Source organism: Pigmentiphaga sp. NML080357, assembly GCF_002188465.1.
Lineage (GTDB): Bacteria > Pseudomonadota > Gammaproteobacteria > Burkholderiales > Burkholderiaceae_B > Pigmentiphaga.
In genome coordinates, this window is sequence record NZ_NINW01000024.1 from 19,338 (window position 1) to 32,880 (window position 13,543).

Here is a 13,543-nt window from a genome sequence, read left to right on the forward strand (position 1 = left end):
CGAATGTGACGAGCTGTTTCCCCGGCTGGCAAAAAGGACGGGCGGCGCCTGGCGCGCCACGGCCCGGGAGTATGCTTGGGTTCTGCAAACACCACAGGTTCGAAGCGGGAGATTCCATGAAATGGCCGAGCCAGCAGGAGCAGAAGAAAGCCAACCTTCCAGGCGGCGGGCGTCCGGGGCAGGGCGGCCGTCCAGGCAGCAGCCCGGCCATGCCGCCGCGCAGGGTGTGGCTCATTTTTCTCATCGTGCTGCTGGTCAACTATTTCGTGGCCCGGATTCTTTCCACGGGGGCGGACGAGCCGGTCACCATTCCCTATACGGTTCTCAAGGAAGAGGTCGCCAAAGGCAACGTCACCGCCATCTACAGCCAGGGTGAGCGCATAGAGGGGCGTTTCGTGCAGGCCGTGACCTGGCCACGCGCCACCACGGAGGCACCGGCCCGCGCGGGCTCCCAGGCACCGCAGCAGCGCACCTCGACCACTTTCGAGAGCACGCTGCCGGTGTTCGTCGATCCGGGCTTCGAGAAATTCCTGATCGACCACAAGGTGGAGATCAGCGCACAACCTATCCAGACCAGCAGCTGGCTGACCACCCTCATCTTCGGATTCGGGCCTGCCATCTTCATCATCGCCTTCTACGTCTGGCTGTATCGCCGCGCCGCGCGCCAGGGCGGCATGGGCGCGAGCATGTTCGGCCTGGGCAAGAGCAAGGCCCGGCGCTACGACCTGGAAGGCGGCGAGCGGGTCACCTTCAACGACGTGGCCGGCATCGACGAGGCCGAGAGCGAACTGGTCGAGGTGGTGGATTTCCTGAAGAACCCCGCCAAGTACACGCGGCTGGGCGGGTCGGCGCCCAAGGGCGTGCTGCTGGTCGGGGCGCCGGGGACCGGCAAGACGCTGCTGGCGAAGGCCGTCGCCGGCGAGGCCGGCGTGCCGTTCTTCTCCATGAGCGCCGCCGAGTTCGTAGAGATGATCGTGGGCGTGGGCGCGGCCCGGGTGAGGGACCTTTTCAAGCAGGCGCGCGAACAGGCGCCGTCCATCATCTTCATCGACGAGATCGATTCCATCGGCCGGGCCCGGGGGCAGGTCGCCCTGGGCGGATCGAGCGAACAGGAACAGACCCTGAACCAGATCCTGACCGAGATGGACGGATTTTCGGGCCGGGAGGGCGTCATCGTCCTGGCCGCGACCAACCAGCCCGACGTGCTGGACAAGGCCTTGCTGCGACCCGGACGCTTCGACCGCCGGGTGGTGGTCAACCTGCCCGACAAGAACGGCCGCGAGGCCATCCTGAAGGTCCATACGCGCAAGACGCCGCTGGCCGGGGACGTGGACCTGGCGGAGCTGGCCTCGACCACGCCGGGCCTGTCGGGCGCGGACCTGAAGAACCTGGTGAACGAGGCGGCCTTGCTGGCGGCGCGGCGCGACCAGAACGAGGTGCACCAGAAGGACTTCAACGACGCGCTGGAGAAGATCGTGCTGGGGCCCGAGCGGCCTCTCATCCTCAGCCACGCGGATCGCGAACGCATCGCCTACCACGAGGGCGGGCACGCCATCCTGGGGCTGCTGGTGCCGGGGGCGGACCCCGTGCACCGGGTCACCATCGTGCCGCGCGGGCAGGCGCTGGGCGTGACCTACCAGCGGCCGCAGACCGACCGCTACAACTATCCCGAGGCCTATCTGCTGGCGCGCATCGTCGGCATGCTGGGCGGCAGGGCGGCCGAGGAGGTCGTCTACGGCACGCGCACCACCGGGGCGGAAAGCGACATCGAGCAGGCCACCAACCTGGCGCGCAACATGGTGATGCGCTGGGGCATGAGCGACAAGCTAGGCATGGTGCAGCTCGCGCCGCGGCAGAATCCCTACCTGGGCGGAGGCGCCGGGGCCAGCCTGCCGTACAGCGAGGAAACCGCCCGGGCGGTTGACGTGGAAGTGCAGAAGATCATCCACGGCTGCCACGACCGCGCGCTCAGCCTGCTGCGCGAGCACCGGGCGCAGCTCGATGCGCTGGTGCGGGCGCTGCTGGAGAAGGAAACGCTGGACGAGAAAGAGATCCTGGCGGCAACAGGACTGCCGCCGGCTCCCAGGCTGAACGAATTGCCGGCGGGGGCGCCGCGGAGCGGCGAGGAAGAGCTTCCGCCGCCGCTTTGAGGCGGCGGGCGCTCGCGCATCATTCCTTCTCGATGCCCGCCTTGGCGATGATCTGCGCCCATTTCCGCGATTCGGCGGCCTGGAAGCGGCGCAGTTCGTCGGGCGTGCTGGTCACCCGCTCGGTGCCCGTCGGGCCGTAGAATTTTGCTGCGGTGGGCGTACTGGCGGCGGTCGTCAGGAGCTGGTTGAGGCGGGTCACGATGGGGTCGGGCGTGCCGGCCGGCACGTAGGCCGCGAACCAGTAGGTCGATTCATAATTGGGCACGCCCGACTCCGCGATGGTCGGCACGTCCGGCGCAAGCGGGCTGCGGGTGGCGGTCGTCACGCCCAGGGCCTTCAGGTTGCCGCTCTTGACCTGCGGCAGCCCCGTCGTCATGTCCGTCCACATGACCTGGATCTGCCCGCCGAGCAGATCCGTGACGCCCATCGGATTGCTCCGATAGGGCACGGGAACGATCTCCGTTTCGGTCATCTGTTTGAAGAGTTCGCCCGCCACCCGGCTGGACGAGCTGCCGAACCCGAAGGAAAGCTTGCCGGGCTGCGACTTGGCCAAGGCGATGAATTCCTTTACGTCGCGGACGGGGAGACTGGGCGGCACCACCATGATCTGGCCGCCTTTGCCGAGCAGCGTCACCGGCTCGAAGTCCTTGACCGGGTCGTAGGGCAGTTTCTTGAACAGGTGCTCGTTGGCGGCATGCGTCGTGTTGGTCGTGATCAACACCGTATAGCCGTCGTTCTTGGCGCGGGCAACGGCCTGCGCGCCGATGAACGAGTTGGCGCCGGGCTTGTTCTCGACCACCACCGGCTGCCCCGTGGCCTCGGATACGGCTTGCCCGATCGCCCGCGCGATCTGGTCGGTGGCGCTGGCGGCGGCGAACGGGACGACGAAGGTGATCGGCCTGTCGGGAAAGGCCTGGGCGCTGCCGGCGGATGTGCCCAGCAGCGCGAGGGTAAGCACGGCGAGGCGCCGGCGGCGGTATGTGTTCATGGTGTCTCCTTATCGTCGATAGAAATGGGAAGCGTCAGTAGCAGGCTGGAGAGCGTCTTCCCGTGCGTGTCGAGGTTCAGCGAGTCGTTGACGCCGCCGTCGAGCACATCGTCCAGCACGAAATTCATCGCCGCGAGGCGCGGCAGCAGGTACCGCCTGACCGCCGTCGGCGCGCGCGAGGCAAAGAGCCCGGCCACGCGCGCCTCGGTGACCTGGTCGACCAGCAGGGGCCAGTGCGCCGGGTCGTAGGCGACGACGCTGATGGACGCGCGGTCGCCCTTGTCCCCCGTGCGCGCATGGGCCAATTGATGAAGCGGAACGGTCCTGGCGCTCATGCCGCGAACTCCCAGGCCGGAGCCAGCCATTCCCGTGGCACCAGGCACGAGCCGCTGGCCAGGCGCGGGGTGACGGCAGTGCGCACCCCGCCGCCGCCGGCGGGGCCGCAGGTGTACAGGGCCAGTACCTCGCGCGTGACTTGCTCCGCTTCCGTCCGCGAAGCCGCCGCCGCCGCGATGCGCAGGCGCAGATCCTCCGCGCGCGAGGCGGGCACCTCGATCGCGGCCGCCCACCGGCCCTGGTCGTCGCCGAACACGCTGGTAATCCCGATGAAGTCGGCGCGGATCTTCAGGTGACCCAGCCCAAGCACACGCAACCGCTCGCGTACCACCTCGGCGGCGAGGGCCGCCCGCGCCGCGGCGTTCGGACCGGCATAGGAAATCTCGCCTTCGGCCAGCCATGGTCCCTCGTAGCAAAGCGTGGCCTTGATGGTGGCCGGCCGGGGATGCCCGCGCACGTTTGTGATCTCGACCCGATCCGGTCCGGTCTGGCGCACCTGTGCCTCGTTGATGTCCGCCACCACGTCCGGCGTCAGGTAGGCGCCCGGATCATGGATTTCGTAGAGCAATTGCTCGATGACGGTACGGCGGTCGACGCAGCCGCCCGTCCGGGCGGCCTTGGTGACGACGAAGCGGCCGTCTTCGTGCATCTCGATGATGGGGAAGCCGAGGTGCGCGAGATCGGGGACATCCTTGAACCCCGGGTCGGCGAAGTATCCGCCGCACACCTGGGCCCCGCATTCGAGGATATGCCCGGCCATGGTTCCGGCGGCAAGGCGGTCCCAGTCGTCTTCCGGCCAGCCGAAGTGCGCCAGCATGGGTCCGAGGGCCAGTGCGGGGTCTGCTACCCGTCCCGTGACGACGACTTGCGCGCCCGCGCGCAGCGCCGCGGCGATCTCGCGCGCTCCCAGGTAGGCGTTTGCGCTGACCAGCGGCCGTTCGATGGCGGATTGGGCAAGCAGCGTGGACATGCGTTCGGGGGAGAGCGCCGTCAGGAGATCGTCCCCCGTGACGACCGCGATGCGCAGGGAGGGCAGGCCGAGCGAGGCCGCCAGTTGCTGGAGCCGCCTGGCCGCGCCATGGGGATGGGCGGCGCCGAAGTTGCCGACGATCGGAATCCCGCCGCGCACGCAGTCGGCGAGGATCGGCGCGACGAAGCGCTCCAGCGACGGTTCCCAGCCCGCCTCGGGGTTTTGCTTGCGCTGCAATTGCGCCAGCGCCAGGGTCCGTTCCGCCAGGGTCTCGAAGATCAAGGCCCGCGGGCCGTCGTGTGCCAGTAGCGTACGGACCACCGGGACCGCCGCGTCCCAGCGGTCTCCCGAGAAGCCCGCGCCCGAGCCGATACGCAGAATCGGCGCAGAAGGCTGAGGAGAAGAATGCATGCGCACCAAATCGTTGTCGTGGAGATCAAAGGCCGGACCCGGATTCCGGCCTGTAGAGGCGACACGATATTGAGTGTGGAGTTTCCCGGGAAATAGATTGTTTGGGATGACTGATTGAAAAAACAGATTAATTCGCTCTGTCGCCCGGGGTTAACGCCGATCTGCGCCGGGTCCGGCGCCCGTCTCCCACCGGCGGCCGCCGGTGCAGCATGAAATCGAGCAGGGCTTGTGCGCCGATGGACATGCTGCGGTCGCGGCGCCGGATGACGAACACCTCGCGCACCAGCCCTGGCGTTTCGATCAACTGGGCGGACAGGTCCGGGCTGTCGAAATGGAACAGCGTCAACGCGGGCACCACGGTGATGCCCAGGCCTGCCCGCACCATGCCCGCGACGGTGCTCAATTGGTCCAGTTCCATGATGCCGTTCATCGTTGCCGGATGGATCGCCGCCTCGATGTGCTGGCGGACGCTGCTGTCCTGCGCGAGATGGATGAAGGGCTCGCCGCTCAAGGCCGCAAGGGTGAGCCGCCGGCGGCGAGACAACGGGTGGTCCTTGCGGCAGACCAGGTAGAAACCGTCCTGGCAGAACGGTTCGGCCTGTAGCTCCGGTCCTACCGAACGCATCGAGGCCAATGCGAAATCGGCGCGCCCGCTGCGGACGAACTCGACACAGCTTTCGGACAGGACATCGGCGACGTCGACCTGGATGCCGGGATAGGCCCGGCGGAACTCCGCGAGCACTCCCGGCATCCAGCCGGCGGCCAGCGAGGGGAGGGCGGCCACGCTGGCCCGGCCGCGCCTGCCTGCCGCGTGTTCCCCCAGATCCTCCAGGGCATCGCGCAGGCTGACCAGTACCCGCGTCGCTCCCCCCAGGAACAACCGGCCCTCGGGCGTCAGTTCCACGCGGCGGGTGTCGCGGTCGAACAGTCTCACGCCGAGCGCGTCTTCCAGCGTTCGTATCAGGCTGCTGAAGGCCGACTGCGATAGATGGCACTGCTGCGCGGCCCGGGTGAAGTTCTTGTGCTCGGCAAGAGCGATGAATGCACGGACCTGGCGAGTCGAGAGATTCTGGTCGGTTATCTGCATTCTCGATCACTCCATCAAAAAAAAGCGATGCCCTCGATGATTGACGAATCTTACTATCCGGCCCTGACGGGTGACATGAAAATGCTTAGATGAGGAGAGACAAGCCCATGGACAAGGTTTCGTACACACTGGCCTGCACGGCCATCGGCGCGCTGCTCGCCGGCTGCGGCGGCGACGGCGGATCGTCCGGGGACGGCGGTCCTTCGGTTCCCGATGCGCCCGCATTGCAGATCTCGGTGCTCGGGAATCGGGCCGACCTGGTCTCGGGTGGGCAGGCCATGGTCGAGGTGAGAATCCCCGACGCATCGCCCACGCGCTTCGAGCAGGTCAGGATGGTGCTCAACGGCCGCGACGTGACCAGCGCGTTCGCCGTGCGGGCAAACGGCCGCTACATGGGCCTGGTCGAAGGATTGGCGGAGGGAGGCAACCAGCTCGTGGCCAGGTCGGGCGACGGCGCCACCGCTCACCTTGCCATCAAGAACCACCCGATAGGCGGACCGCTCATCTCCGGCGCCCAGGTCGGCTACTGGGAGTGCACGACGAAGGTCGCCAACCCGACGCCGGCCAATCCAGACCTGGGCGATCCCCTCGACGACAAGTGCAATATCAAGGCGCCGGTCTTCCGCTATCAATACCGCACCGTGAACGGGCAGTTCGCGGCCTATGATCCGGCCCGTCCGCCCGCGCCCGAGCAGATCGCGCGCACGACCACGGACGAGGGCAAGACCGTGCCGTATATCGTGCGCATCGAACGCGGCGTGATCAACCGCGGCAAGTACGACATCGCCTATCTCGCCAATCCCGACGATCCGGCGAAGGGCTGGACGCCCTATGCCCGGCCGGCCTCGTGGAACGGGAAGCTGCACTGGAAGTTCGGGTCCGGTTGCGAATACGGGCGCACCCAGGGGAATCCGGGCAGCGTGCTGGACGACGTCGCCCTGAGCCGAGGCTTCATGGTGGCGTCCTCCGAGATGACGCAGTACGGCACCCATTGCAATGACGTCACGTCGGCCGAAACCGTGATGATGATCAAGGAACACATCACCGAGAACTACGGCGAAATCCGCTTTACGATGGCCGACGGGAATTCCGGCGGCGCGCACCAGCAGCATCTGCATGCCTCGAACTACCCCGGCCTGCTGCAGGGGCTTCTTCCCGGGGACGGTTGGCAGGACACCTGGACGACGGGCCGCGAGTTCGCCGATTGCGGCTTGCTCAAGCGGTTCTACGATGCGCGCAGGACTGCCGGCGCGGCTTTTACCGTCATGGAAAAGGCGCATGTCAATGGCCACGTGTACGACCAGGTATGCGAAGGTCCCGCGAACGTCAACATGGCCTCGCGCACGCCGTTCTATCTGGATCCCACCGTGGGCGGGGCGGGCTGCGGCACGCATTGGAACGTCTGGTCCACGAGCAACCTTGCGGGCATCCGATGCACGCTCCAGGATTTCAACATCGCCGTGTTCGGGCCGCGGGACCAGACCGGCTATGCCAAGTCGCCCATCGACAACACCGGCATCCTGTACGGATTCCGGGCGGTCAACGAGGGCAAGATCTCGCCCGAGCAGTTCGTGATGCTGAACGAGCAGATCGGCGGGTACGACATCAACGGCCAATGGCAGGCGTCGCGCATGGCCGCGGACCCGGGCGCCGCCGAGATTGCGCACCGATCGGGGCGGGTCGCGCACGGCAGGTACCTGGGCGAGGTGGCCATCATCCAGTCCATCGGCTTCAACGTCCAGGAAGAGCACTACGATTTCCGCGGCTACGTGATCCGCAATCGCATCCTGCGCGAGCACGGCGATTACTCGAACCATGTCATCTGGCGCTACAAGTCCATGCCGCCGGACTATGCCGCGCGCCGGTTCGATGCGATGAACGAATGGCTGACCAGGGTCGAAGCCGACAAGTCCGGCAAGACGCTGCGCGAGAAGATCGTCGCCAATAAGCCCGCGATCGCGGTGGACGCCTGCTGGCGCGCGGACGTGGGCCAATGGAGCACCGATCCCGATTACTGCAATACGGGGGCCAACCCGACGTCGGCCTCGAGCGTGGCCGGCTCCGGCGCGGCCGCGGTCTACAGCCCGGGCGTGGACGAGTGGCCGGTATTCCGGGATACGCGTGTCGCGGCAGGGGAAGGGCTGGCCAGCGACATCATGAAATGCCAGTTGAAACCTCTGTCCCGGACCGATTTCGCCGTCGTGTTCAGCAACGACCAGTGGTCGAGGCTGCGGGCGGTGTTCCCGGCCGGCGTGTGCGACTATGCCAAGCCGGGCGTCGGCCAGGAAGCGCCGGAACCTTGGCAGAGCTTCATGGACGGGCCCGGAGGCAAGCCGCTGGGCGCAGCGCCCGCCTCGGCGCCGGGGGAGGGCGCCTGATCCAACGCCGGAACCGCCGGGGGGCTTGACTTTCCCATCATGGGAAGCTTGATACTGGGAAGCATGACGATTCCCGTATCGAGAGGCAACTATGAATAGGCAGTCCCTCCCCGCGGCGGCCGGTCCGGAGTTCACCTGGTCGCTGCCCGTCCAGGGCATGACCTGCGCCTCGTGCGTGGGCCGCGTAGAGCGGGCCTTGCGCACGGTGCCGGGGGTGCAGCGCGCCACCGTGAACCTGGCCACCGAAACGGCCGAGGTGCAGGCGGACGGCTCGGTCGAGCCCGGCATGCTGCGCGCCGCCGTGGAAAAGGCCGGCTACGAGGTGCCGGTCGACACCGTGGACCTGCACGTGGACGGCATGACCTGCGCGTCTTGCGTGGCCAGGGTGGAGAAGGCCCTGGCCAAGGTGCCGGGCGTGGCCCGGGCGGAGGTGAATCTCGCGACCGAGACCGCGCGCATCGGGCTCGCGGCCAAGGTGGACATGGCCGACCTGGTGGCGGCCGTGGCGAAGGCCGGCTATGAAGCCCGGCCCGCGGCGGCCCCGGCCAAGGCGACTGCCTCGCGCTGGCCGGCATGGTGGCCGGTGGCCGTCGCGGCCGCGTTGTCCCTGCCCATGGTACTCCCCATGCTGCTGATGCCGTTCGGCGTGCATTGGATGCCCGGCGGCTGGGTGCAGCTGGCGCTCGCGACGCCGGTGCAATTCTGGCTGGGCGCGCGCTTCTACCGGGCTGCCTGGAAGGCGCTCAAGGCCCGCGCCGGCAACATGGACCTGCTGGTGGCCCTGGGAACCAGCGCTGCCTACGGGCTGAGCCTGTACCAGTTGCTGCGGCACGGCGACACCGGCGCGGCGCACTTGTATTTCGAGGCATCGGCGGTGGTCATCACCCTGGTGCTGCTAGGCAAATGGCTCGAGTCGCGCGCCAAGCGCCAGACGACCGAGGCCATCCGCGCGCTCAACGCGTTGCGGCCCGAGGTGGCGCGCGTACGCCGCGAGTCCGGGGAAGTCGAGGTGCCCGTATCGACCGTGCGGCCGGGCGACCTGGTCATCGTGCGGCCGGGCGAGCGCGTGCCGGTGGACGGCGAGATCGTGGAAGGCTCGAGCCAGGTGGACGAGTCGCTCATCACAGGAGAAAGCCTGCCGGTCGAGAAGCGCGAGGGCGACCGGGTCACGGGAGGCTCGGTCAACGCCGAGGGCCTGCTGGCGGTGCGCACCACCGCGGTCGGCGCCGAATCGGTGCTGGCGCGTATCGTGCGGCTGGTCGAATCGGCGCAGGCCAAGAAGGCGCCCATACAACGCCTGGTGGATCGCGTCAGCGAGGTGTTCGTCCCGGTCATCGTGGGCGTGGCGCTGCTGACGCTGGCGGCCTGGGGCGTGTCCACCGGCGACTGGGAAACGGCCATCCTGAACGCGGTCGCCGTACTCGTGATCGCCTGCCCTTGCGCGCTCGGACTGGCCACGCCCACCGCCATCATGGCCGGCACCGGCGTGGCCGCGCGCCACGGCATCCTGATCAAGGACGCCGAGGCGCTGGAGGTGGCGCACGACGTCAAGGTCGTGGCTTTCGACAAGACCGGCACCCTGACCGAAGGCAGGCCCGAGCTGGTGGCGGCGGAGGCGGCCACGGGCGACCGGCGCCACCTGCTCGCGCTCAGCGCGGCCTTGCAGTCCGGCAGTGAGCATCCGCTGGCGCGGGCCGTGATGGCAGCCGCCCTGCGCGAGGGCATCGCCACGCCTGCGGCCTCGCAGGTGCGCGCCGTGGCGGGGCGCGGAATGGCTGCATCGGTCGATGGCCAGGACGTGCGGCTGGGAAGCGGCCGCTTCATGCAGGAACTCGGCGTCGACACGGGAGCCCTGGCCGGTCGCGCGGCGGAACTCCAGGCCGAAGGACGCACCGTGTCGTGGGTAGCCCGGGTGGACGGCGCACCGGCGCTGGTCGGCCTGCTGGCCTTCGGCGATACGCTCAAGCCCACGGCGGCCGGCGCGCTGCGCAGCCTGCATGAACAAGGTATCCGCAGTGTCCTTCTGACCGGCGACAATCTCGGCGCGGCGCGAGCCGTCGCCCAGGCGCTGGGTGTGGACGACGTGCGGGCCGAAGTGCTGCCCGAGCACAAGGCCGAGGTCATTGCCGAGCTGCGGCGCGGCGGCGAGGTGGTCGCCATGGTCGGGGACGGCATCAACGACGCACCGGCGCTGGCGGCTGCCGACGTGGGTATCGCCATGTCCACCGGCACGGATGTCGCCATGCATGCCGCGGGCGTTACGCTGATGCGGGGCAATCCCGCGCTGGTGGGCGATGCCATCGACATCTCGCGGCGCACCTACGCCAAGATCCGCCAGAACCTGTTCTGGGCCTTTGCGTACAACGTCGTGGGCGTTCCCCTCGCGGCCCTTGGCCTGCTCAGCCCGGTCATCGCCGGCGCAGCCATGGCCTTGAGCAGCGTGAGCGTGGTCTCCAACGCCTTGTTGCTGCGGCGTTGGAAGGGACGTGCCTGAGGGGGCGACACGATATGCAGATCAAGACTTCAAGACGCACCTTCGTTACCGCCCTTGCCGCAGGCGGCGTGCTGGGAGGGCTGGGGCTTTGGCGAGCGCCCGTCTGGGCATCGACCGACCCTGGTGCCCCCCATGTCCTGGCCGGCGCGGAATTCGACCTGGTCATCGGCGAGACGCCGGTGAATTTCACCGGCAACGCCCGCACCGCCATGACGGTCAATGGCGGCATTCCCGGTCCGCTGCTGCGCTGGAAAGAGGGCGACACCGTCACCCTTCGCGTCCGGAACAAGTTGCGGGATGCCACGTCCATCCACTGGCATGGCATCCTGCTGCCCGCGAACATGGACGGCGTGCCGGGGCTGAGCTTCCACGGTATCGCCCCGGACGGCATGTACGTCTACACGTTCAAGGTCCGCCAGAGCGGCACGTACTGGTATCACAGCCATTCCGGCTTCCAGGAGCAGTCGGGCGTATACGGCCCGCTGATCATCGACCCCGAAGATCCCGAGCCTTTCACCTATGACCGGGATTACGTGGTGATGCTGTCCGACTGGACGGACGAGGATCCCATGCGGATCATGCGCAAGCTGAAGAAGCAGTCCGATTACTACAACTACAACAAGCGCACCGTCGGCGACTTCATCAGGGACGTCAGCGAGAAGGGGTGGCGCGCCACGATCGCCGACCGGAAGATGTGGGCGGAAATGAGGATGAACCCCACCGACCTCGCCGATGTCAGCGGACATACCTATACCTACCTGCTGAACGGGCATGCGCCGGACGACGGCTGGACGGCACTGTTCCGGCCGGGAGAGCGCATCCGCCTGCGGTTCATCAATGGATCGGCCATGACCTATTTCGATGTACGGATTCCCGGCCTGAAGATGACCGTGGTGGCTGCCGACGGACAGAACGTCGCGCCCGTCGCGGTGGACGAATTCCGCATTGCCGTCGCGGAAACCTACGACGTCATCGTCGAGCCGTCCGGGCAGGACGCGTACACCATCTTTGCCCAATCCATGGACCGTACGGGATTCGCGCGCGGCACCCTGGCCGTGCGTGAAGGGCTGCAGGCAGGCGTGCCGGCACCGGACCCGCGCCCGGTCCTTTCGATGGAGGACATGGGCATGGACCACGGTTCGGCGCATGGCGTGGACCATGGCCACCTGGCGGGCATGGAACACGGACAGGCGGCCAGCGGAGGAACGGGCGACATGCAGTCCCACCCTGCCTCGGAAGAGAACAATCCCCTGGTCGACATGCAGACGACGACTCCGGTGCCGAAGCTGGATGACCCGGGAATCGGCTTGCGGAACAACGGCCGCCGCGTGTTGACCTATGCCGACCTGCGCAGCGCTTTCGAGGACCCCGACGGACGCGAGCCGGGCCGCACCATCGAACTGCACTTGACCGGGCACATGGAGAAATTCGCCTGGTCGTTCGACGGCATCAAGTTCTCGGATGCCAAGCCCGTGGTCTTGAAGTACGGGGAGCGGGTCAGGATCGTCCTGGTGAACGACACCATGATGACCCACCCCATCCACCTGCACGGAATGTGGAGCGATCTCGAGGATGAGCATGGCAATTTCCTGGTCCGCAAACACACCGTCGACATGCCGCCCGGGTCCCGGCGCAGCTACCGCGTGACCGCCGACGCGCTCGGCCGCTGGGCCTATCACTGCCATCTTCTTTATCACATGGAAGCCGGCATGTTCCGTGAAATCCGGGTGGAAGAGTAAGGTGCCGGCCATGATTTTCTCGACTTATCCCAAAGCGCTGGCGCTTGCCGCACTCGTCGGCGCGGCGCTGGCTTCCGCAGCCCCGGCCCGGGCCCAGGCGAACGACGGCGCATCGGCAGGCATGCCGGCCATGGATCATTCCCGGATGGAGGGCATGGACCACGGCCACACGGACCATGGGCAGCACGGCATGGGCCATGGCCAGCACGGCCAAACGCACGACATGGACCATGGCCGGCACAACGGCACGCATGCCCCGTCCGTGGAAAGCCGGACTCCGATTCCCCGGTTGACCGATGCCGACCGGAAGGCGGCCTTCCTGGACTCCGCCGGCCACGCCGTCCACGACAAGATGATCAACTCCCTGTTTCTCGTGGACAGGCTGGAATGGCAGGACGCCCGCAACGGCAGCGCGCTGAACTGGGATTTCAAGGGATGGATCGGCGGCGACATCGACCGCCTATGGTTCAGCTCCGAAGGCGAACGCCTCGGCGGAAGCTTGCACGAGGCGGAGATCCAGGCGCTTTGGGGACATTCCCTCAGTCCTTGGTGGGATCTCGTCGCCGGGGTCCGCCACGATTTCAAGCCCGGTTCGTCGCAGACGTGGGCGGCGTTCGGCGTACAAGGGCTGGCGCTCTACAACTTCGAGGCCAGCGCGATCGCCTTCGTCGGGGAGAACGGGCAGACGGCCGCCCGGCTCAAGGGCGAGTACGACATCCTCATTACGAACCGGCTCATCCTGCAGCCCGCGGCGGAGGTCAATTTCTTCGGAAAGAACGACGAGGGCCGGGGCATCGGCCGGGGGCTTTCGAGCACCGAGGTAGGAATCCGGCTGCGCTACGAAATCCGGCGCGAATTCGCCCCGTACCTCGGCGTGACCTGGAACCGGGTCTATGGGAAGACCGCGGACTATGCGCGCGACCATGGCGAGAGCCGTGGCGACACGCGCTTCGTGGTCGGCGTGCGCATGTGGTTCTGAGCCCGCTTGCC

General features: G+C 67.5%; 9 protein-coding genes. 5 read left to right on the forward strand and 4 right to left on the reverse strand.

The window, feature by feature from the left end:
- Positions 1 to 116 precede the first annotated feature (116 nt).
- The gene (gene ftsH, locus CDO44_RS07395) at positions 117 to 2,150 is read left to right on the forward strand and encodes an ATP-dependent zinc metalloprotease FtsH (RefSeq protein WP_233146080.1); all 2,034 of its coding nucleotides are present in this window, start codon (positions 117 to 119) and stop codon (positions 2,148 to 2,150) included.
- Between the two features lie 19 nt (positions 2,151 to 2,169).
- On the opposite strand, the gene CDO44_RS07400 is transcribed toward ftsH, so the two are convergent.
- The 4 genes from CDO44_RS07400 to CDO44_RS07415 all read right to left on the reverse strand — a co-directional run bounded on the left by CDO44_RS07400 (position 2,170) and on the right by CDO44_RS07415 (position 5,942).
- Complete coding sequence (locus tag CDO44_RS07400) at positions 2,170 to 3,138, reverse strand: tripartite tricarboxylate transporter substrate binding protein (protein WP_087779593.1); 969 nt, start codon at positions 3,136 to 3,138, stop codon at positions 2,170 to 2,172.
- A complete protein-coding gene (locus CDO44_RS07405) occupies positions 3,135 to 3,473 on the reverse strand; it encodes a hypothetical protein (protein WP_087779594.1) in 339 nt (112 codons plus the stop codon). The genes CDO44_RS07400 and CDO44_RS07405 overlap by 4 nt, the downstream gene beginning before the upstream one ends.
- On the reverse strand, positions 3,470 to 4,855 hold the full coding sequence (locus CDO44_RS07410) for an acyclic terpene utilization AtuA family protein (protein WP_087779870.1): 1,386 nt from the start codon (positions 4,853 to 4,855) through the stop codon (positions 3,470 to 3,472). The genes CDO44_RS07405 and CDO44_RS07410 overlap by 4 nt, the downstream gene beginning before the upstream one ends.
- A 127-nt stretch (positions 4,856 to 4,982) precedes the next feature.
- On the reverse strand, positions 4,983 to 5,942 hold the full coding sequence (locus CDO44_RS07415) for a LysR family transcriptional regulator (protein ID WP_087779595.1): 960 nt from the start codon (positions 5,940 to 5,942) through the stop codon (positions 4,983 to 4,985).
- A 107-nt stretch (positions 5,943 to 6,049) separates the two neighbouring features.
- On the opposite strand from CDO44_RS07415, the gene CDO44_RS07420 reads away from it, so the two are divergent.
- From CDO44_RS07420 to CDO44_RS07435, 4 genes are all read left to right on the forward strand, one after another.
- Complete coding sequence (locus CDO44_RS07420; protein WP_198951319.1) at positions 6,050 to 8,320, forward strand: DUF6351 family protein; 2,271 nt, start codon at positions 6,050 to 6,052, stop codon at positions 8,318 to 8,320.
- A 91-nt stretch (positions 8,321 to 8,411) separates the two neighbouring features.
- The gene (locus CDO44_RS07425) at positions 8,412 to 10,814 is read left to right on the forward strand and encodes a heavy metal translocating P-type ATPase (RefSeq protein ID WP_087779596.1); all 2,403 of its coding nucleotides are present in this window, start codon (positions 8,412 to 8,414) and stop codon (positions 10,812 to 10,814) included.
- A 14-nt stretch (positions 10,815 to 10,828) separates the two neighbouring features.
- On the forward strand, positions 10,829 to 12,553 hold the full coding sequence (locus CDO44_RS07430; RefSeq protein WP_087779597.1) for a copper resistance system multicopper oxidase: 1,725 nt from the start codon (positions 10,829 to 10,831) through the stop codon (positions 12,551 to 12,553).
- 10 nt (positions 12,554 to 12,563) lie between these two features.
- A complete protein-coding gene (locus CDO44_RS07435) occupies positions 12,564 to 13,532 on the forward strand; it encodes a copper resistance protein B (RefSeq protein ID WP_087779872.1) in 969 nt (322 codons plus the stop codon).
- Positions 13,533 to 13,543 lie beyond the last annotated feature (11 nt).